Consider the following 20,876-nt stretch of genomic DNA (forward strand, 5'->3'; position numbering starts at 1 on the left):
ATCCTCCTGCCGGTCGTCCTGGGCCGGAGCCCGCTTGGCCGTCCCCCGCGCCAGGCAGGCTTCGGCCTTTCTGTTGTCAAAGCTCCTCCCCCGCTTGCGGGTGAGGGGGACCACGAAGCGGTGCAGGGGGCGAGACTGGGCGCCGAGGAGGCGGTCACCCCCTCCGTCACGCTGCGTATCCGCAGCGCGCCACCTCCCCCGTTTCACGGGGGAGGAACTGGGGCTCAAACCTGCGCCACGGCCCGCCGCACGGCCTCGGCCAGGTCGTCGAGGTCGGCGATGTCCAGGTCGGCGGCGAAGGGCAGGCCCAGCATCTTGCCGGCCAGGTGGTCGACGACCGGCACGCTGTCGGCCTGGATCTCGGGATCGCGCACGCCGACGCAGGTGACGAAGCGGCCTTCGACCGCCAGCAGGGCGGCCACGGCCGGGGCGCAGCCCTCGGCGACGCTGACCACGCAGGCGCTCGACACCCAAGACAGGCCCCAGCCGGGCTGGAAGGCGACGGGCGAGCCCAGCAGCAGCATGCGCAGGCGTTGGGCGTTGGTGGCCAGCTGCTGGCGCTTGAGGGTCCAGCCGTCCAGGCCGTCGTCGCCCTCGAAGATGGGAGCGGAAAGGCGAGCGATCAGCTCGGCATCCTCGGCGGCGACGAACACGCCCTGTCCGCCCGGCAGGCCGACGACCACGGGCACGGGGGCGTCCATGATCACGTCGAAGCCGAAGGCGGCGTCGACCACGACCGGCAGGCCGGTCTCGGCCTGGAAGGCGGCCAGGGCCAGGAGGTCGGGGGCGCGGCCGAAGGCGCAGGTGGTGACGATGGCTTCCAGCGGGCAGGGGGCCTCGGCCAAGCGCTCGCGCAGGTGGGCGGTGTCGACCATCCAGGTGAACGGGTCGACGTCGACCAGCCACGGCGTCAGGCCGGCGGCGGCGACGCCTTCCAGGGTCTCGCGGCCGGCCAGGGCCGAGACGATGCACACGCCGCCGGGGCGCGCCCCCTGGGCGGCCAGCAGGTCGGCGGTGGCGGCGGCGCGGTCGGCGCAGGCGCGCACGGCGGTGGTTCGGGAGAAGCGCTGGGCCAGCCGGCCGTTCAGGGTGTCGCAGTCGGGGCCGTCGAAGGCCTTGCCCAGGGCGTCGAAGTCGAGCGACGCCGGAGAGGCCAGGACGGACTTCGGCTGCGACGCCAGGATGGCGGCTGAAAGGCTGGACATGCGAGACGCTTCCGCAACGAACCGGCGCCGACAACCCCGACGGCGCCTTTATGGTTAATCGAACGTATCGAGTGACTCGGCCTGTCCAGATGCGGCGCGCCGTCGCGGCGGAGTTTGCGGTTTTTCCGGGTTTTCGGTGATCCGCTTTCCTATCCGCCCGTCATTCCCGCCCTTGTGGCGGGAACCTCTGGTGCCACTCGCAAGTGAAGCGCCAGCGGACCGCTGGCGGTCCGCCCCTCCCGCCCTTACGGCTGATAGAGGGGTTCCCGCCACAAGGGCGGGAATGACGGGCGTTGGGGGTGTGGCGAGCTATCCCTTCACCGTCCACCCGTCCCGCAGCTCGCGCTTGAGCACCTTGCCGATGTGGCTGCGGGGCAGGGCGTCGACCAGCACCAGGTCGGCCAGGCGCTGGGTCTTGCCCAGGCGTTCGTTGGCGAAGGCGCGGACGGCTTCTGCGCCCGCGGCCGCGCCGGGCTTGAGGGCCACGAAGGCGATCGGCGTCTCGCCCCAGGCCTCGGACGGCACGCCGACCACGGCGGCTTCTAGCACGTCGGGATGCGTGGCGACCACGGCTTCCAGGTCGCTGGGATAGATGTTGAAGCCGCCGCTGATGATCATGTCCTTCTTGCGGTCCATCAGCGTCAGGAAGCCTTCGGCGTCGAAGCGGCCGACGTCGCCCGTACGCACGAAGCGGCGGCCGTCGGGGCTGGTCCAGATGGCTTCGGCGGTCTTGCCGGGCTGGCCGTGGTAGCCGCTCATGGTGGCCGGCGAGCAGCCGACGATCTCGCCGATCTGGCCGACAGCGACCTCGACGCCGTCCTCGTCGATCAGGCGGATGTCGTGGCCGGGGGCGGGGCGGCCCACCGTGTGCAGCTTGTCGGGGTGCTCGTGGGCCATGAGGATGCAGGTGCCGCCCCCCTCGGTCATGCCGAAATACTCGACGAGGCCGCCGGGCCAGCGCTTGAGCACCTCGGCCTTGAGTTCAGCCGCGAACGGGGCGCTGGTGCAGAACTTCAGGCGCGTGGCGGACAGGTCGAAACGGTCGAAGTCCGGGTGCGCCAGCAGGCGGCGGTACTGCACCGGCACCAGCATGGCGTGCGTCATGCGGCGCCTCTCCGCCAGTTCCAGGAAGCGGCCGGCGTCGAACTTCCTCATCAGCACGACGGTCCCGCCGCCGGCCAGGGTGGGGAAGAAGCAGACCAGGGTGGTGTTGGAATAGAGCGGCGTCGACAGCAGGGTGACCGCGTCGGCGCCATAGCCGACGGCGTCGCCGCGGAAGACGTGCTTCCAGCGCATGCCGTGCGACTGGACGATGCCCTTGGGCGCGCCGGTGGTGCCGCTGGAATAGATGATGTTGAACGGATGCTCGGGGCCGATCTCGACCGGCGTCGGGGTCGCGCCTTCGGGGGCCAGCCAGGCCTCGAAGGCCTCGCCGGCGGCCGAGCCGTCCAGCGCGATGGTGCGAGCGGCGATCGGAGCGGGGCTTTGCGCTTCGGCCACGCCCGCATCGACGAAGAACAGCTTGGCGCCGCAGTCGGCGACCATGCCGGCGATGGCCTCGGGCGTCGACGAAGGCGCCAGCGGGGCGACGGCGACCCCCGCGCGCAGGCCGCCCAGGAACACGGCCGCATAGGGGATGGACGACAGGGCGCAGACGGCGACCGCCTCGCCGGGCGCCACGCCGTCGCGCTGCAAGGCGGCGGCGACGCGGTCGGCCAGGGCGTCGAACTGGCGGTAGGTGACGGTCTCGCCGGTCTCCATGATCACGGCGGGGTGGTCGGGGGCTTCGAGCGCCCGCTCGCGCAGGATGTCGCCCATCACGCCGTAGTCGGCGGCGATCATGGAGGGGATGGTGGGCATTGGTACTCCTTGCACTTGGCGGGCGCCGCATAGACCCCCTCCGGCCCTCCGGGCCACCTCCCCCAGAGGGGGAGGATTTATGCGGCGCAGATGCTCCCCCCTTGGGGGAGCTGTCGCGGAGCGACTGAGGGAGCCGCGAAGCGGCTACGCGTCCTTGAAGCCCTTGCCTTCGGTCACGAGCCGCTCCAGCAGGGGCGACGGCTTGAAGTCGTCGCCGTGCTTCTCCTGGAAGGCCTTCATGCCGGCCAGCACCTTGTCAAGGCCGACCAGTTCGCCCCAGAACATCGGGCCGCCGCGATAGACCGGCCAGCCGTAGCCGTTGATCCAGACGATATCGATGTCCGACGCCCGGATGGCCTTGCCTTCCTCAAGGATCTTCGCGCCCTCGTTGACCATCGGATAGAGGCAGCGCTCCAGGATCTCCTGGTCGCTGATCTCGCGGCGCTGGATCTGGCGCTTCTCGGCGAAGTCGAGGATCACCTTCTCGACCTCGGGGCTGGGCCTGGCGACGCGGTTCTCGTCGTAGTCGTAGAAGCCCTTGCCGTTCTTCTGGCCGCGACGGTCCATCTCGCACAGCACTTCGCGCACGGTCGAGGAGGAGGTCTTGGCCGGGTCCCAGCCGATGTCGAGGCCGGCCAGGTCGCTCATGGCGAAGGGGCCCATCGGCAGGCCGAACTCATAGAGCACGCGGTCGACGTCCCAGGGCATGGCGCCTTCGAGGATCAGCTTCTGGGCCTCGCGCTGGCGCTGGGCCAGCATGCGGTTGCCGACGAAGCCGAAGCAGTTGCCGACCAGCACGGCGACCTTGCCGATCTTCTTGCCGATCTGCATCGAGGTGGCGATCACCGACTTGTCGGTCTTCTCGCCGCGCACGATCTCGAGCAGGCGCATGACGTTGGCCGGCGAGAAGAAGTGCAGGCCGATGACGCTTTCGGGGCGCTTGGTGACGGCGGCGATGGCGTCGATGTCGAGGTACGAGGTGTTGCTGGCCAGGATCGCGCCCGGCTTGGCGATGGCGTCCAGCTTGGTGAAGACCTCTTTCTTGATCTCCATCAGCTCGAACACGGCCTCGATGATCAGGTCGCAATCGGCGAGGTCTTCGAGGTGCATGGAGGGGGTGAGCAGCCCCATGCGCTTTTCGACGTCGTCCTGGGTCAGGCGGCCCTTCTTGGCGGTGTTCTCGTAGTTCTTGCGGATGGTGGCGACGCCACGGTCGAGGTTCTCCTGCTTGGCCTCGATGATCGTCACCGGGACGCCGGCGTTGAGGAAGTTCATCGAGATGCCGCCGCCCATGGTGCCGGCGCCGATGACGCCGACCTTCTTGACGGGGATTGTGGGCGTGTCGTCCGGCACGTCGGGGATCTTGGCGGCCTGGCGCTCGGCGAAGAACACGTAGCGCTGGGCGGCCGACTGGCTGCCGGTCATCAGCTCCATGAAGAGGCGCCGCTCTTCCTTCAGGCCCTCGTCGAAGGGCAGGTTCACCGCCGCCTCGATGCACTTGATGTTGTTCTCGGGCGCCAGGAAGCCGCGGAACTTGCGGGCGTTGGCTTTGCGGAACTCGGCGAAGATCTCGGGCTTGCCGCGGGCGGCCTCGACCTTGTCCGACAGGTCGCGGACCTTGGCCAGCGGCTTGCCCTCGGCCAGCACGACGCGGGCGAAGGCGATCGCGCCGTCGCGCAGGGCCCCTTCCTCGACCAGGCTGTCGAACAGGCCCATGGCGAGCGCGGCCTTGGCCGGCACGTGCTGGCCGCTGGTGACCATCTCCAGCGCCTTCTCGACGCCGACGATGCGCGGCAGGCGCTGGGTGCCGCCGGCGCCCGGGAGGAGGCCGATGTTCACCTCGGGCAGACCTGCTTTCGCGGAGGGCACGGCGACGCGGTAGTGCGCGACCAGCGCCACTTCCAGACCGCCGCCCAGGGCCGTGCCGTGGATCGCGGCGACCACCGGCTTGGTCGAATTCTCGATGGTGTTCTGCACGTCCTGCAGGGAGGGGCCGGTCATGGCCTTGCCGAACTCGCTGATGTCGGCGCCGGCGATGAAGGTCTTGCCCTCGCAGATCAGCACGATGGCCTGCACGGCCGGATCGGCGATCGCCGCCTCGAAGGCGTTCTTCAGCCCTTCGCGGACCTGGGCCGACAGGGCGTTGACCGGCGGAGAGTTCAGCGTGACGACGCCGATGTCGCCTTCGACGGTCAGATCGGTGACGGCGTTGATCGCGGCCATGCGGTTCCACTCTTTTCGGTTCGTTTGAACGCTTGTTTGACTAAAGCCAGCACGACGGCGCGCCAGAGTCCAGAGGGCGCGGGCGGCGCCGCTTTTTCGGGCGCCGCAGGTTGACGTTCAAGGCGTCGTACTGGACATTCGAAGGGTTCAGTTTCGGTCGAGATGGCGCCTGCCGGCGCGGGCCGACGTGACATCGCGTCGGCGCGTAAGCCTACGGTCTTCCAAGAACAATCGACCAGACTGGGGAGGGAGTTCGCACCAGGACCGGCCGTCGGCCGCCGCTTGCAGGCGTGCGCGACATTCCAAGACCGTTTCAGGCGCGGGCGCGACGCGGTGCATACGACGCGTCGAAACTTAGAGGTGAAGCGCACCTCGGCGCGGGGGCGACAGGCTCCCGCGCCGCCTTGTGCGGGCTTGACCCTGGCGCGTCGCGAGCCGATGGAATTCCCATGACCGACACCACGCTCGAAGCCTTCGCCCGCGGCCTGCCCAAGGCCGAACTACACATGCACATCGAGGGCAGCCTCGAACCGGAACTGATGTTCGCCCTGGCCGAACGCAACGGGGTCACCCTGCCGTACAAGTCGGTGGAGGAGATCCGCGCGGCCTACGCCTTCTCGAACCTGCAGGACTTCCTGGACATCTATTACCAGGGCGCGGGCGTGCTGATCACGCGGGCCGACTTCAAGGACCTGGCCGTGGCCTATTTCGAGCGCCTTGCCGCCGACGGCGGGGTGCATGCCGAGATTTTCTTCGACCCGCAGACCCACACCGAGCGCGGCGTCGCCTTCGAGACGGTGATCGACGGCCTGCTGGACGGCATGGCCGAGGCGGAGGAACGCCTGGGCGTGACCTCGAAGCTGATCCTCTGCTTCCTGCGCCACCTGTCGGAAGAGAGCGCCTTCGAGACCCTGGAGCAGGCCAAGCCGCACCTGGCCAAGATCGCCGGCGTCGGCCTCGACTCCTCGGAGGTCGGCCACCCGCCGGCCAAGTTCGCCCGGGTGTTCAAGGCCGCCCGTGAGCTGGGCCTGAAGATCGTCGCCCATGCGGGCGAGGAGGGGCCGCCGGAATATGTGTGGGAGGCCATCGACCTCGTCGGCGTCGACCGCATCGACCATGGCAACCGTGCGCTGGAGGACGAGGCGCTGACTCAGCGGCTGGTCGCCGATGGGACGACGCTGACGGTCTGCCCGCTGTCGAACCTGAAGCTGTGCGTGGTGCCGGACCTGACCGCGCACCCGATGCGCAAGATGCTGGATCTGGGCCTCAAGGCGACGGTGAACTCCGACGACCCGGCCTATTTCGGCGGCTACCTGCTCGACAATTACCTGGAGACCGCCAAGGCCGTCGACCTGTCGCGGGACGACCTGGTGGTGCTGGCGCGGAACAGCTTCGAAGGCTCGTTCCTGGACGAGGCGGAGAAGGCCAGGCGGCTGGCGCAGGTGGATGCGTACGTGGCGGGGAACTAGACGCCCCCCCCTGAAGGGGGAGCTGTCGCGGAGCGACTGAGGGGGAAGACGGCGAGTTCGGCGGAAGCTGAAAACGTCCCCCCTCCGGCCCTTCGGGCCACCTCCCCCCGGAGGGGAGGGTCTTTGTCACCGCGCCATCAGCCCCATCAGCAGAGGCCTTGCGAACAGCCTCGCGGCGTCTTCGCGCGTCACGCCAGGGGCCCAGGCTTGCAGCGAGGCCGCCGCGTTGAGCATCGAGTTGATCATGTGCGCCGCCACCAGCGGGTCGACCGCGCGCACCGAGCCGTCGGCTATGCCGTCGGCGATCATGCCGGCGAAGCGGTTGGAGCCGCGGGCGTAGCCGTCGCTCATTTCGTGCCGGATCTCAATCGGCAGGGCGCCCATCGACGAGGCGCGCAGCAGCGGGCCGTGGTCCGACAGCTGGTATTCGACCAGGGCCGCCGTCGCCGCCGACACCGCCGTCCAGCCGTCGCTTGGCAGGGCCAGGGCCGACAGCTGGGCGCGGCGGGTGACCGAAAAGGTGCGCTGGAAGCACTCGACCACCAGGGCGTCCTTGTCCTCGTGGTGGTGGTAGAACGAGCCCTTGGTGACGTTCAGCGCGGCCGAGATGTCTTCCACCGAGGCGCCGCGATAGCCGCGCTGGTTGATCAGGCGCGTGGCCGCCACGAGGAAGGTCTCGCGCCATTCCTGGCCCTCGTCGGAGACGGGCGTCGGATCGGGCAGGGCCGGCGGCGTCCAGTCGCGGCCGGGGCCGGCGATGCCGCCCACGAGAATGTCGTACATCCGCTCGCGCACCCGCTCGTAGTCGTCGAGATCGAAGCGGCGCAGCCAGGCGCCGGTCCAGAAGACCTGTTCGAGCAGCAGGTGGGCGCGGGCGTTGCGCTCGGCCTTGTCGAGGTGGGCGAAGGCCTCGCCGTCGAAGAAGCCGCGCACCCGGCGGAAGATGTCGGCGAAGGCGGCCTGCACCGAGGCGCGCATCGGCTCCTTCAAGGCGCGGATCTCGGTGAAGCTGGCCAGGGGCGCGTCTTGCCCTGCGCGCACCCGGCGCGAGAGGTCGAGATAGAGGGTCAGGAACTTGCGGATGCGGCCGGCGGCGTCGGGCTCGGCGGCCGCCTCGTCGATCATCGCGTCCAGCCGTTCCAGGCCCCGGATAAAGCAGGCGGCGGCCAGGTCGTCCTTCTTGCGGTAGTAGTAGGTGACGCTGGTGGTGATCAGCCCGACCTTGGCGGCGACGTCGGCCAGGGTCATGCCCTTGACGCCCTGGCGATTGAGCACTGCGGTGGCGGCCGCCAGGATGGCTTCCTTCTTCTGCGCGTAGCGCGCGGTCGCCGCGGTGACGGTGTGGCCGTCGTCCATAGTCTCGCCCCCTGCAACGCCGGACTTTCCGGCGCTGGACTCAAGCGTCCAATCTAGGCCTCGAAAGGGGCCGCAGAAAGGCCCGCCCCAAGTCTTTGTCGCTCAGTGGACGCGGTCGGGCAGGGCGGCGACCACGGCGCGGACCAGGGCGGCGGGCGACAGGGGCTTGGCCACCGAGCCGTTCATGCCGGCCTCGGCATAGGCGCCGGTCTGGTGGGCCAGGGCGTTGGCGGTCATGGCCACGATTGGCGCGGACCCTGCCGGGCCGGGCAGGGCGCGGATGGCGCGCGTGGCCTCGACCCCGTCCATGATCGGCATCTGGATGTCCATGAAGATCAGGTCATAGCCGCGGGCGGCCGCGACGATGCCGGCCTGGCCGTCCTCGGCGGTGGCGACGCGGGCGCCGAGGGCTTCCAGCATGCGGGTGGCGATCAGGCGGTTGACCGCGTTGTCCTCGACCAGCAGCACCTCCAGCCCGTCGAGCATCGGGGCGTCGTCCTTAGCGTCCGTCGCCGCCGGAGCCTGGGCGGCGGGGGCGAGGATCTCCAGCCAGAAGGTCGAGCCCAGGCCCGGCGTGCTGGAAAAGCCGATGTCGCCGCCCATCAGCTGGGCCAGGCGGCGGGTGATCGACAGGCCAAGGCCCGCGCCGCCGAACTGGCGGGTGGTCGAGCCGTCGGCCTGGCTGAAGCGCTCGAAGAGGCTGGCCTGGGCGTCGAGCGGAATGCCCACGCCCGTGTCCTCGATCTCGAAGCGCAGGCGCATGCCGTCTTCGACCGGCGAGACGGACAGGCGGGCCACGACCTGGCCGGCCAGGGTGAACTTCACGGCGTTGCCTATGAGGTTGAACAGGGCCTGGCGCAGGCGCACCGGATCGGCGGCGACGAAGGCCTGGCCGGCCGGCGGGGCCTCGACGCGGATGGAGAGGCCCTTGGCCTCGGCCTGGGGCTCCAGCAGGTCGGCGACGCTGCGCAGCAGGGCCGACGGATCCAGGGCCTCGGGGGAGAGCTCCAGCTTGCCGGCCTCGACCTTGGAGAAGTCGATGATGTCGTTGAGCAGTTCCGACAGCATGGCGCCGCAGCCCAGGGCCTCGGCCAGCAGGCGGCGGCCGTCGGCCGACAGCGGCTCGTGCTTGAGGAGGTGCAGCACGCCCAGCACGCCGTTCATCGGGGTGCGGATCTCGTGGCTCATATTGGCCAGGAACTGCGACTTGGTCGCCGTCGCCGCCAGGGCCGCGTCGCGGGCGACCAAGAGCTCGGTGACGTCCTGGCTGATGCCGATGACGTCGAACAGCTCGCCCGCGCCAGCCCGCACGCCGCGCCAGTCGGTGCGCATCCAGCTCCAGCCCTCCCTGGAAGGATCGGCGTGGCGGTAGACCAGCTGGGCGTGCTCGCCGGTCTCCTGGGTGCGCAGGAAGGCCCGGGTCATGGTCTGGCGGTCGTCGGGGTGGATGGCGCTCAGCATCTCGGCCACCGTCATCTGACGGGCGTCGCCCAGCGGCGCGGCCAGGGTCGTGATGTCCTGCTCGAAATAGTAGATCCCCTTGCGGGTCTCGAAGCGCCAGACATAGACGCCGGCGGCGTTGCGCAGCAGCTCGTTGGCGCGCTCGGCCTGCTGGCGCTGGAGGCGGCGCAGGCGCTCCTCGGAAAAGTCCTGGAAGACGATCAGCAGCGCGCCGTCGGGCAGGATCTTCGAGCGCGAGCGCACCCACAGCCAGCCGCCGCCCTTGCGCGCCAGCCGGTGCTCGGACTGCACCTGGCCCTCGGCCCGCAGCACCCGGCCGGCCTGTTCCAGCACCTCGGTGTCGTGCAGGTGCAGGAAGTCGCGGATCGAGCGGCCCAGGGTCTCGTCGGGGCTCCAGCCGGCGATCGCGCTCCAAGCCGGATTGACCCGCACGATGGCGCGGTCTTGCAGCACGATGAACATGTCGAGGCTGTTCTGGAAAAACCAGTCGGCCGCGGCACGATCGATGTTCGAGGCCGTCTCGCCCTCGGGACGCTTGCCCATCGCGCTCCCCTCGTCTTCAATCGATCAACGCAGGATCAGGTGAAGGTTGCGTTAGCCGTACCGCCTATTCGATCCGCGATAATAAGGCGACCGTGACTGAAGGTCGCGCCAGTAAAGGGGGATTCCCGTTTGAGCACGCCCGAAGCCGTCGGCCTGTCGTCGCAGCGCCTGAAGCGCATCGATACGTTCCTGCAGGCCAAGTATGTCGAGCCCGGCCTCCTGCCCGGCGCCCAGTTGCAGGTCTGGCGGCGCGGCCAGCTGGCCCACGAGACCGTGCTGGGCCTGGCCGACCGCGAGCGCGGCGCGCCGTTGAAGTCCGACACGCTGTACCGCATCTATTCGATGACCAAGCCGATCACCTCGATCGCCTTCATGATGCTGGTCGAGGAGGGGCGCGTCGCCCTCGAGGATCCCGTCCATCGCTTCATCCCGGCCTTCAAGGACCTGGGCGTGTTCGTCGCCGGGAGCCTCGGCATGTTCCAGACCAGGCCGCTGGCCGAGCCGATGCGGATGATCGACCTGCTGCGCCACACGGCCGGCTTCACCTATGGCTTCCAGCAGCGCGGCAATGTCGACGCGGCCTATCGCAAGCTGCACCTCGACGACCTGCCGGGTCCGCGCGACCTGGACGGCTTCATCGCCGAGCTGGCGAAACTCCCCCTCGAATTCAGCCCCGGCGAGGCCTGGAACTATTCGGTCTGCACCGACGTGCTGGGCTATCTGGTGCAGGTCATCTCGGGCCAGCCGTTCGACCAGTTCCTCAAGGACCGCATCTTCGAGCCGCTGAAGATGGCCGACACCGGCTTCTTCGTGCCGGAAGCCGATCAGGGCCGCTTCGCCGCCTGCTACAGCCTGGATCCCAAGGGCAAGGTCGTGTTGCAGGACGATCCGGCCCAGAGCCCGTTCCTCAAGGACCCGCTGTTCAAGTCGGGCGGCGGCGGCCTGGTTTCGACCGCCGCCGACTATATGCGCTTCTGCCGCATGATCCTGAACGGCGGCCAGCTGGACGGCGCCCGCATCGTCAGCCCCAAGACGCTGAAGGCGATGATGCTCAATCACCTGCCGGGCGGCCAAGAGCTGACGCAGATGTCGAAGTCGCTGTTCAGCGAGAGCGTCTATGACGGCGTCGGCTTCGGCCTGGGCTTCGCCGTCACGACGGATCTCGCCCGCACCCGCACCATCGGCAGCCTGGGCGAGGCCTTCTGGGGCGGCATGGCCTCGACCGCCTTCTGGGTGGACCCGGTGGAGGACCTGGCGGTGGTGTTCATGACCCAGCTGATGCCGTCCAGCGTCTATCCCATCCGGCGGGAGCTGCGGACGCTGGTCTATGCGGCGTTCGAGGAGGCGGCTTAGCCGGCCTGCGGGCCGGCCCCCCTCAGTCGCTCCGCGACAGCTCCCACAGAGGGGGAGCATCTGCGGGATAAATCCTCCCCCTCCGGGGGAGGTGGCCCGAAGGGCCGGAGGGGGCCGCGCAGCGGCTAGAGCGGCGACGCCGGCGGGGTGTAGTCCTCCGGCAGGGGGATGAACTCGCCGTCGTCGAGGTCGGGCAGCTTCATGCGGCCGGCGCGCCAGTCGGCCTTGGCCTGTTCGATGCGGTCCTTCGACGAGGAGACGAAGTTCCATTCGATGAAGCGCGGGCCGATCGGCTCGCCGCCCAGCAGCATGACCACCGACGGCTCCAGGGCCTCGAAGACCACGGTCTCGCCCGGGGCGAAGACGGCCATCTGGGCCGCGCCCAGCACCTGGCCGGCGACTTCCACGCGGCCGCTGGAGACATAGGCCGCGCGCTCGGAATATTCGGCCGGCAGGGCCGCCTTGGCCCCGGCCGCCAGCTCCCAGTGGACGTAGAACAGCGGCGAATGCACCGGCACGCTGGCCTTGGCGCCGAAGGCCTCGCCGGCGATCAGCCGCGCCTTCAGGCCCGCGCCTTCGTAATAGGGCAGGTCGGCCGAGCCGGCGTGGTGGCTGAAGCCGGGATCCATCTCCTCATATTCCTTGGGCAGGGCGATCCAGGCCTGCATGCCGTTCATCACCCCGCCCTGGCTGCGCAGGGTCTCGAAGCGTTCGGAGTGGGTGATGCCCGAGCCGGCGGTCATCCAGTTGACCTCGCCGGGCACGATCTCGATCTCCGAGCCGACGCTGTCGCGGTGGGTCATGGCCCCTTCGAAGAGGTAGCTCAACGTCGACAGGCCGATATGCGGGTGGGGCCGCACGTCGACGCTCTGGGGGAAGTTCGGGTCGAAGCTGGCCGGGCCCATGTGGTCGAGGAACACGAACGGCCCGACCATGCGCCGCTTGGCGAAGGGCAGCACCCGCCCGACCTCGAAACCGCCGATGTCGCGGCGGCGGGCGTCGATGACGAGGTCGATCATGGCGGGGGCTCCGAAGGCGTCTCTTGTTGCGTGGGCGGAACCTCCCACGGCGGACGTGCGCAGTCTTGTTGATTTTCGCGGAGGCGCGGTCCCGCCTTCAGCGGTCGTTCCACCATGCGCCCTGGCGGCGCAGGATCTCGACATATTCGTCGACGACCTCGGGCGGACAGCCGCGGCGGCGCTTGTACTCGGCCTTCTTCTCGGCCTCGATCGCGGCCAGTCGCCGCGCTTCGGCGCGAGCGGCGGCCTTGGCGGCGGCCCGGGCCTCGGCCTCGGCGCGCTCGGCGGCGCGACGTGCGGCCAGCCGCTCCGCTGGCGTCGGCGGGGGCGGCGGAGGGGCGGGGCCCCGCGTGCGGTGCGGACGGGCGGGGCAGGGGTTGCGGCGATGGGGCATGGGGTTGGCTCGGGCTCGGCTGGGAACCTCCCCCCGTGGGGGAGGCGATCGCGCAGCGATCGGTGGGGGGAGCGGGGGTTAGACCGGCCGGCCTGGGTGGACGCTGAAAACGGCCCCCCGCCGGCCTTCGGCCGCCTCCCCGGAGGGGGAGGTTCCCCCTCAGTCGCTCCGCGACAGCTCCCCCAGAGGGGGAGCATCGGGTTGGCGAAGGCGTCGGGCGAGATCCTCCCCCTCTGGGGGAGGTGGCCCGGAGGGCCGGAGGGGGTCTGCGCGGACAGACGCGCGGCCTCGCGCTCACGCGGAAAACCACTGAGGGGATGGAGAGGGCGCGGGGCGTCCGGACCGCGTCCGGAGCTGTGTTTGAATGTACCGTTTCGACGAAGCCTGGACGCCCCGCGCGATCGTTTGACCTCAGGCCGGGGCGCGCGGGCCTTTTCCGCCCTTCACCCCCTTCGGCATCCGCCTTCCCCGTGACCGGGCTGTGAGCTTCGCTAGCCATCGCGTGCAGACAGAAGGCGCCGGAGCGGACCCTCGGGCGGGCGGGAGCCCATGACAGGCAGGCCCCCGATAGGCGGGTTTACGTCCCCCGCCCTCCATTCAAGCCCCGCCGGCCCGGCTCACGCCGCTCCAGGAGGCCCCGCTCGATCGCACCCCGCCGCACGCATCGGGCCGGATCCTGGCTCCCTCTCCCCGCGACGGGATGGAGAGGATTATGCGGGCGGTTTGAGAGCCGTCGGATGGGAAACGTGTGTTTTTGTGTAGGGCGTTGATTAGGTTGGGGTTTGTGCGGTGGGGGATGGGGATTGTGCAGCTCGCTGGCGTGCTGGGTGTCGTCAAAAAAGCACGCGTTATAGGCGAGTTAGCTCTGGCGTTCTTGTCCGTAGTCCTTACGTTCCTCCTGACGCCTTATCAACAGGGGGGGAGCGTTGGAGAAGAAAACGAAGGGTGCGTGGCTTCTCGCGCAATCCAAGAGCTTGGGCGGTTACACCGGCGCGGGGGCTACGCGACTTGAAAATGTTAGCCACTCCGGAAAGATAGGTCGTCTGTATAATCTATTGCGACGGCAGGTGGATAATCAAAGTACATTTCTTATAGAGAAGAATACGATTGAAACTACATGTAAATTGAATGGTATTGAAAAATCTGACCGAATTATTGGCCTGCAGGTGCTTCAAGACGCGGGGAGGATAGATGTTTCTTCCGAAGGGGCGGTGGCTGTCTTAGGCGCTACGACTCAGGCCGTTTTGGAGGCGACGGCCGAAATATTCGATGATCAGAATCCGAGCGCGGATGAGCGGGCGATCATTGATCTGTCGGAGTTGGTGTCTGGAAAGCCTATAAGGCGCGCAGATGCGGAAGAGTACATTTCTGATATTCATAGGCTTACAAAAGCTGATGCGACATCACTTGTTGATCTATCGAAGAAAACGGCGCTTATAGATGAAGAGGGTGGGGCGGGGCAGTGCATTCTTTTTAATTCACATACCTTCCGTGATGGTAGGTATGCGGAAAAAGCATACCGAGTTTTGGAGCAGCTCAGTGCGGATGAGCGTGGGCGTCTTTCTGAGGTTCAGGAAAAACTTAGCAAGCATGGTGCATTGTACGACGTAGATGTCGAGAAGATACTGGAGCCGGAGCTTTATAGGCGATTGGTCAGCGTTGGATTATTCGACCGTATGGAGGTCAGTAATAGCACCGAGTCGGTCGGTTACATCGCGTCGCCAAACGATTTTCAGAAGTATGGCCGACCATTCGAGGAGGATCCAATCGACGATGCCAAGGCTCTGATCGCATCGTTGACATACGGTCAGTCCCGGAGCACCCACACTCGAGGTCAAATCACTATGCCTGAGGCGCTCATTCGAGCCTTGGTTCGGGGTGAGGAGTTGGCCGCGCGGGCTGGCGGTGTGCGTGCGATCGGCGAAGACTATCGCGAACTTGAGGCGCGGCAAGTCGTGGACGTTACTAAAAAAAGCTATGGACGCTATACTATGCGCTTGCTCAAGAAGGATGTCGGCGAGCTCGCGTTGACGATCATCCGGGGTGGGGCTGCCGCGCAGGAAGCGGTCCTGATGGACGGGTCGCCGGCGCGAGCTTTCAAGGGGCCTCACGCAGCCAGAAGTGAAGTGCGCGCGAGGAATGAAATTACGGATAAGCGGTTCGTCTACGATGCGTTGGACCGTCTGCGGAGTGGGGGCTGATGGCTGTGGCGAAGGGTGCGGGTCTCGAAGAGTTGGCGCGGGCGTATTTTTCTCGGCAGGGGTTTGTCGCGATCCGCAGTGTCTCGATCCAGTTCGAGGACGAAGAAGTTACTGATGCAGACGTCTGGTTATACGGACGGCAAGGGGCTGGAGTTCGTACTCGGGCGCTTGTGGATGTTAAGGATAAAAAGTCGCCAAAAGCGTTCGAGCGGGTGCTTTGGGTTCGGGGGATGCAATTGGCGCTCGGATGTGATCGAGCGTTCGTTGCTACGACCGATGCCAGTCCCAAGGTGATCCGCTTTGCTCAGCATCAAAAGGTGGCTTTGCTGCCTGCTTCATTCCTTCGTCGTCAGGTTGAAAATCGGCTTGATCGTTTGAGTTTAGAGGAGTTGGTGGGAAATATTCAGGAATTCTCATCTCATAAGCAAGATGGTGACTGGTTGAAGCAGATCGCTATGGCTAAATCTGCGGTGGTGAGCTTGGCTCCTTATCCAGCGTTTAACAAGGCGATAAGCGCATTTCGATTTTTCGCTGAACGGGCTGGAACTAGACCTCAGCACCGCGAGCAGGCGCTACGAGGTGCATACTTTGCTGCGTCCCTGGCAAGTATCGCGCTAGACGCGGCAGCTGATCGGTTGGCATTTGAGGACAATGCCGCTCGCTATAGATTGCTCTATGAAGGCATAACCTATGGTGACGTGGGTGATGGCCGTGTCAGGTCGACCATAGGTACTGTTCTCAATGTAATTTCGCATGGCGTGAATAACGGCAAGGTTATTGCGCGACAGGCGAGTGATGCTCTTGATGAGATGTTCGCAGGTCTTAGGGCGGAGATCGTTGCGGAATTTTTTTCAAAGTCAGAGAATTCTCAAATGTTATTCTCGGTGGCGAGGGAGTTAGAGGCGAAAGCGCATGCGCGGTCACGCTCCGATATGACTTTGCTGAGTGTCGAGGCTAAGTCTGTGTTGGGTGTGTTTGCGGATTTTGTCGGGGCAAAGCGGGCGGCGTTATTTAGCGCTGAATTTGGAGTCGCGTCTGCGGCCAAGCCTGAGATCGGTGAGGCGTCTGATCGAGTGCTCTTAAAATCCAGCGACGATAAAGATGACGACGTATTCCCAGGGGATCGGCCGTCCAAGCTGCTTTAGGCTGGAGTGAGGAGATGGAGGGCTGACCCTTATTGGGTTGGCCTTCCCGATTAAAAACTCACCTCCGCCCCTTCCTGAACGCCTCCGCCTTCTCCGCCCGGTGCTCGGCCCGCACCCGTTTCGGCGCTGACGTGTCCACCGCCTCCCCAGCCCCCGTCAGCGCCTCGTTGGCGAACTCCAGATCCAGCAGCTTCATGCGCTTGATCTCGTCGCGGAGGCGGGCGGCGGTTTCGAATTCGAGGTTGGCGGCGGCTTCGCGCATCTTGGCTTCGAGGTCGCGCAGGGCGGCCTTGAAGTTGTCGCCGCTGAAGGGCTTCTCGGCGCCCGAGGCGTCGGCGACGCCCATCGGCACGAGGACGCGGTCGCCGCGCTCGTAGGGGCTGGCCAGGATGTCCTTGATGTCGCGCTTGACGCTCTCGGGCGTGATGCCGTGCTCGAGGTTGTAGGCGTTCTGCTTGTCGCGGCGGCGCTGGGTCTCGGCCATGGCCCGCTCCATGCTGCCGGTGATCCGGTCGGCATAGAGGATGACCTTGCCGTCGACGTTGCGCGCTGCCCGACCGATCGTCTGGACCAGCGAGGTCTCCGAGCGCAGGAAGCCTTCCTTGTCGGCGTCGAGGATGGCCACCAGGCCGCACTCGGGGATGTCGAGGCCCTCGCGCAGCAGGTTGATGCCGACCAGCACGTCGAAATGGCCCAGGCGCAGGTCGCGGATGATCTCGATGCGCTCGAGGGTGTCGACGTCGCTGTGCATGTAGCGGACGCGGATGCCCTGTTCGTTGAGGTATTCGGTCAGGTCCTCGGCCATCTTCTTGGTCAGGACGGTGACCAGGGTGCGGTAGCCCTTGCTGATGGTCTGGCGGATCTCGTCGACGACGTCGTCGACCTGGGAGGCGCCGTCCTTGGCCACGGGGCGCACCTCGACCGGCGGGTCGATCAGGCCGGTGGGGCGGATGACCTGCTCGGCGAAGACGCCGCCGGCGCGCTCCAGCTCCCAGTTGGCGGGGGTGGCCGAGACGTGCACCGACTGGGGCCGCATGGCGTCCCACTCCTCGAACTTGAGGGGGCGGTTATCCAGGGCCGAGGGCAGGCGGAAGCCGTATTCGGCCAGCGTCCATTTGCGGTTGCGGTCGCCCTTGTACATGGCGCCGATCTGCGGAACCGTCTGGTGGCTCTCGTCGGTGAACAGCAGGGCGTTGTCGGGGATGTATTCGAAGAAGGTCGGCGGCGGCTCGCCGGTGCGGCGGCCCGACAGGTAGCGGCTGTAGTTCTCGATGCCGGCGCAGGAGCCGGTGGTCTCGATCATCTCCAGGTCGAAGGTGGTGCGCTGCTCCAGGCGCTGGGCCTCCAGCAGCTTGCCGTTGGCGTTCAGCCACTCCAGCCGCTCCTTCAGCTCCTTGCGGATCTCGATGATCGCCTGGCGCAGGGTGGGGCGCGGGGTGACGTGGTGGCTGTTGGCGTAGACCTTGATGGTCTCCAGGTCGGCGGTCTTCTTGCCGGTCAGCGGGTCGAACTCGCTGATCGCCTCGACCTCGTCGCCGAACATCGAGACGCGCCAGGCGCGGTCCTCGTAGTGGGCGGGGAAGATCTCGATGGTGTCGCCGCGGCGGCGGAAGGTGCCGCGGTCGAAGGCGGCGTCGTTGCGCTTGTACTGCTGGGCCACCAGGTCGGCCATCAGCTGCTTCTCGTCGACCCGGTCGCCCACCGTCAGGGTGAAGGTCATGGCGGTGTAGGTCTCGACCGAGCCGATGCCGTAGATGCACGACACCGAGGCCACGACGATGACGTCGTCGCGCTCGAGGATCGCCCGCGTGGCCGAGTGGCGCATGCGGTCGATCTGCTCGTTGATGGAGCTGTCCTTCTCGATGAAGGTGTCGGTGCGCGGGACGTAGGCTTCTGGCTGGTAGTAGTCGTAGTAGCTGACGAAGTACTCGACCGCGTTCTCGGGGAAGAAGGCCTTCATCTCGCTGTAGAGCTGGGCGGCCAGGGTCTTGTTGGGAGCCAGGATCAGCGCCGGGCGCTGGGTGGCCTCGATGACCTTGGCCATGGTGAAGGTCTTGCCCGAGCCGGTGACGCCGAGCAGCACCTGGTCCTGGTCGCCGTTCTCGACGCCCTCGACCAGCTCCTTGATGGCGGTCGGCTGGTCGCCGGCGGGCTCGTAGGACGACACCAGCTTGAAGGTCTTGCCGCCTTCCGACTTCTCGGGACGCGCTGGCCGGTGGGGCGTCCACAGCATCGGCATGCCGCCTTCGAGCGCCTGGTCCAGTTGCGCGTCGAGGACGAAGGGCGTCGAGGCGTCGGAGACGCCGGGGTTCTGGCTGCTGGGCATGGGCCAAATCTAGGCATCCAGGCGCGCGAAGGCCAGAGGGCCTGCTGACAGCCGGTGTCAGCAGGTGGCGGCATGTGGCGGCTAGTAGCCTCCGGCGTAGTCGCCGCTGAGCGGCACGGTGATCGCGCGGCCGTATTCCAGCATCACCGACACGACCTCGGGCCGGGCGATCATGGCCTTGCGGCGGGCGTCGAGCTCGGCGTCGCGCGGGGTGAGCGCCGGCGGCGGCGGGCCGTCGCGGAAGGCCTTCAGCGCGTCGCCGCGCAGGGCCGGGTCGCGCAGGCGGCGGATCATCAGCTGGGCGGCCTCGTCGTCGCGGCCCACGCACAGCAGGGCGCCGGACAGGGCGTAGGGGTTGTCGCGCCAGCCCTTGCGCAGCTTGTCGAGCGCCTTGCGGGCGGCGGCCTCGTCGCCCAGGCGGTGGCGGGCGCAGGCGCGCAGCTCCTCCAGCCACATCAGGCCGAACGGCGAGGCGATCGAGGCGTCGGCGGCGTCGACCGCCTTCAGCACCTCGGCCGAGCGGTCGAGGCCCAGGAGGAGGGCGGCGCGGGCGGTGTTCTGGGTCAGCCTGTCCTGGGCGACGGGCCTGGCCAGCAGGGCGTCGGCCTCGTCGAAGCGGCCCAGCTCGCTGAGCGCGGCGGCCTGGATGGCGACCAGCATCGGGCCCGACAGCTCGACGTCGTCGAAGGCCTCGCCGGCCTGCAGGCGCGTGACGTAGCCGGCCCCCAGGGCGACAGCCTCGTCCCGCCGGGCCAAGGCGCGCAGGTGGTCGACGCGCTGGGCGATGCGCTTGAGGTTGGCCGGCTCGCGGGCCGACTGCTCGTCGGCGCGGGCGAGGGCGGTCTGCAGCACCTTGGTCCAGTCGAAGCGGCCGGCGGCCTCCAGGTCCGGCCACAGGGGCGCGAAACGGCGGTCCTGGGCCACGGCCAGCAGCACCTGCGGGCTGCTGGCGCGATCGAGCACGGCGCCGGCGCGGGTCATGTCGCCGTCGTCGGCGGCCAGCTGGGCGCGGACCAGGGCCCAGTCGTTGTCGACCTGGTCGTGGCCGTCCTCGGTGGGCCAGTCGAGGCCGCGCAGCAGGTCCAGCGCCTTGGCGCGGGCGGCCGGATCGTCCTTCAGGTCCTCGACCGTCTGGCCGTACATCTCGGGCGGCAGGGCGGTGACCTGCGAGGCGTCGGCGGCCACGGCGCGCTGCAGGGCCGCCAGCTCGCCCTTGCCGTCGTTGCGCATGGCCGCGTCGGCCAGCAGCACCATGTTGGCCGAGGCCAGGATCGGCGGAGGCGTGTCGTCGCGGTCGAGGCGGCGGGCCGCGGCCACGGCGCGGGCGTCGTCGAACGGCCGGCAGACGACGACGGCGTACAGCACCGCGTCGCGGCGGAAGGCGTCCAGGGCCTCGAAGCCGCGCCGGGCGACCAGGGCGTCGACCCGGTCGGCCAGCTCGGCGGGGCACGGCTGGCCGGCCTGCGGCCCCTGCGCCTTCGACAGGTCGAGCATGCGCGCGATCACCGCGTCGGCGTCGCGGGCGAGGTCGGGCCCGCCCCTGGTCGGGGCGGCCAGGGCGGGGGCGGCCGCCAGCGACAGCGCCGCGGCGGCGACGGCGAGTTGCAGTTTCACGATCATGCGCGGCCCCCGGTCACCCGTCACTTAAGACCACGCGCCCGGCCGCGCCGCAACGCCGCGATCAAGCGCAGGCCTTGCGCGGCTCGTCGGCCTTGATCACGCACAGGATCCTGGCGCCCCGCGCCTCGCCGTACTGACGGCGGACGCGCTCGGAGAACTCCTCCCACTTCAGGCGGGTGTCGGCGTCGTCCTCGTCGAACTTGCAGCTGGAGCCCATGGCGGTCTGGCCCAGCGACAGGTCGGGCGCCGCCAGGTCGCCGGCGCGGCGCAGGGCCTCGTCGAGATTGCGGTGCATCAGGGCGCGGCAGGCGCGCAGGGCGTCATTGGCCTTGTCGCGGCCCTGGGCGTAGTCGCCTCCGTCGAACCAGTCGCCGTCGTCGCAATGGGCCTCGGTGACGCTGATCAGGCCGCGGAACGGCCGGTCGGGCGCGCCGACCGCGCCGAAGCTGCCGGCCCCGACCATCAGGCTCGTGCCGGCCAGCTGGTTGAGGGTCAGCCGCTCGAAGCCGACCGGCTCCAGCGCCCGGCGGGTGATCCGCTCGTGCTCGGCGTTCTGGCCCAGCTTGCGCACCGTGCCGAAGGCCTGGGCGGCCTGCGGCGCCGCGACGAGGGCCAGGGGGGCGACCAAAGCAGCGGCGGCGAGGCCGGCTGCGAGCAGGCGCGAACGGACGGACTTGGACATGACGCTGAAGACCCCTGAA

Annotated in this window: 14 protein-coding genes; 4 read left to right on the plus strand and 10 right to left on the minus strand. The window is 68.1% G+C overall.

Annotated elements, in window-relative coordinates; genetic code table 11:
* Positions 1 to 224: 224 nt before the first annotated feature.
* The 3 genes from SGCZBJ_RS14655 to SGCZBJ_RS14665 all read right to left on the minus strand — a co-directional run bounded on the left by SGCZBJ_RS14655 (position 225) and on the right by SGCZBJ_RS14665 (position 5,288).
* Complete coding sequence (locus tag SGCZBJ_RS14655) at positions 225 to 1,205, minus strand: DegT/DnrJ/EryC1/StrS family aminotransferase (RefSeq protein ID WP_101718734.1); 981 nt, start codon at positions 1,203 to 1,205, stop codon at positions 225 to 227.
* Between the two features lie 309 nt (positions 1,206 to 1,514).
* Positions 1,515 to 3,065 carry a class I adenylate-forming enzyme family protein gene (locus SGCZBJ_RS14660; RefSeq protein WP_101718735.1) on the minus strand — a complete coding sequence of 517 codons (1,551 nt, stop codon included), beginning with the start codon at positions 3,063 to 3,065 and terminating at the stop codon, positions 1,515 to 1,517.
* 144 nt (positions 3,066 to 3,209) lie between these two features.
* A complete protein-coding gene (locus SGCZBJ_RS14665; RefSeq protein ID WP_101718736.1) occupies positions 3,210 to 5,288 on the minus strand; it encodes a 3-hydroxyacyl-CoA dehydrogenase NAD-binding domain-containing protein in 2,079 nt (692 codons plus the stop codon).
* Between the two features lie 449 nt (positions 5,289 to 5,737).
* On the opposite strand from SGCZBJ_RS14665, the gene SGCZBJ_RS14670 reads away from it, so the two are divergent.
* Positions 5,738 to 6,757 carry an adenosine deaminase gene (locus SGCZBJ_RS14670; protein ID WP_101718737.1) on the plus strand — a complete coding sequence of 340 codons (1,020 nt, stop codon included), beginning with the start codon at positions 5,738 to 5,740 and terminating at the stop codon, positions 6,755 to 6,757.
* A 126-nt stretch (positions 6,758 to 6,883) separates the two neighbouring features.
* Here SGCZBJ_RS14670 and SGCZBJ_RS14675 read toward each other — a convergent pair whose 3' ends face one another.
* Positions 6,884 to 8,113 carry a TetR/AcrR family transcriptional regulator gene (locus SGCZBJ_RS14675; RefSeq protein WP_101718738.1) on the minus strand — a complete coding sequence of 410 codons (1,230 nt, stop codon included), beginning with the start codon at positions 8,111 to 8,113 and terminating at the stop codon, positions 6,884 to 6,886.
* 102 nt (positions 8,114 to 8,215) lie between these two features.
* Positions 8,216 to 10,117, minus strand: a complete 1,902-nt coding sequence (locus tag SGCZBJ_RS14680) for an ATP-binding protein (RefSeq protein WP_101718739.1) — start codon at positions 10,115 to 10,117, stop codon at positions 8,216 to 8,218.
* A gap of 129 nt (positions 10,118 to 10,246) precedes the next feature.
* Here SGCZBJ_RS14680 and SGCZBJ_RS14685 point away from each other — a divergent pair, with 129 nt between their 5' ends.
* Positions 10,247 to 11,470: a serine hydrolase domain-containing protein gene (locus tag SGCZBJ_RS14685; RefSeq protein WP_101718740.1), complete on the plus strand. Its 1,224-nt coding sequence runs from the start codon at positions 10,247 to 10,249 to the stop codon at positions 11,468 to 11,470.
* A gap of 125 nt (positions 11,471 to 11,595) precedes the next feature.
* On the opposite strand, the gene SGCZBJ_RS14695 is transcribed toward SGCZBJ_RS14685, so the two are convergent.
* Positions 11,596 to 12,489: a pirin family protein gene (locus SGCZBJ_RS14695; RefSeq protein WP_101718742.1), complete on the minus strand. Its 894-nt coding sequence runs from the start codon at positions 12,487 to 12,489 to the stop codon at positions 11,596 to 11,598.
* Positions 12,490 to 12,586: 97 nt separating this feature from the next.
* Positions 12,587 to 12,883 (minus strand): hypothetical protein, encoded by a 297-nt coding sequence (locus SGCZBJ_RS14700; RefSeq protein ID WP_101718743.1) that lies wholly within the window; start codon positions 12,881 to 12,883, stop codon positions 12,587 to 12,589.
* 926 nt (positions 12,884 to 13,809) lie between these two features.
* Between SGCZBJ_RS14700 and SGCZBJ_RS25420 the strand changes: the two genes are divergently transcribed.
* Positions 13,810 to 15,084: a hypothetical protein gene (locus SGCZBJ_RS25420; protein WP_133149264.1), complete on the plus strand. Its 1,275-nt coding sequence runs from the start codon at positions 13,810 to 13,812 to the stop codon at positions 15,082 to 15,084.
* Complete coding sequence (locus SGCZBJ_RS25425) at positions 15,084 to 16,229, plus strand: hypothetical protein (RefSeq protein ID WP_133149265.1); 1,146 nt, start codon at positions 15,084 to 15,086, stop codon at positions 16,227 to 16,229. The genes SGCZBJ_RS25420 and SGCZBJ_RS25425 overlap by 1 nt, the downstream gene beginning before the upstream one ends.
* A gap of 58 nt (positions 16,230 to 16,287) precedes the next feature.
* Here the strand turns inward: SGCZBJ_RS25425 and uvrB are convergent, their stop codons facing one another.
* The 3 genes from uvrB to SGCZBJ_RS14725 form a co-directional block, all read right to left on the minus strand.
* Positions 16,288 to 18,555 carry an excinuclease ABC subunit UvrB gene (uvrB, locus tag SGCZBJ_RS14715; protein WP_101718746.1) on the minus strand — a complete coding sequence of 756 codons (2,268 nt, stop codon included), beginning with the start codon at positions 18,553 to 18,555 and terminating at the stop codon, positions 16,288 to 16,290.
* A gap of 81 nt (positions 18,556 to 18,636) precedes the next feature.
* Entirely contained in the window at positions 18,637 to 20,175 is a 1,539-nt protein-coding gene (locus SGCZBJ_RS14720; RefSeq protein ID WP_101718747.1) for a hypothetical protein, read from the minus strand.
* Between the two features lie 61 nt (positions 20,176 to 20,236).
* A complete protein-coding gene (locus tag SGCZBJ_RS14725) occupies positions 20,237 to 20,857 on the minus strand; it encodes a hypothetical protein (RefSeq protein WP_101718748.1) in 621 nt (206 codons plus the stop codon).
* Between the last annotated feature and the right edge of the window lie 19 nt (positions 20,858 to 20,876).

It is taken from the genome of Caulobacter zeae (assembly GCF_002858925.1).
Lineage (GTDB): Bacteria > Pseudomonadota > Alphaproteobacteria > Caulobacterales > Caulobacteraceae > Caulobacter > Caulobacter zeae.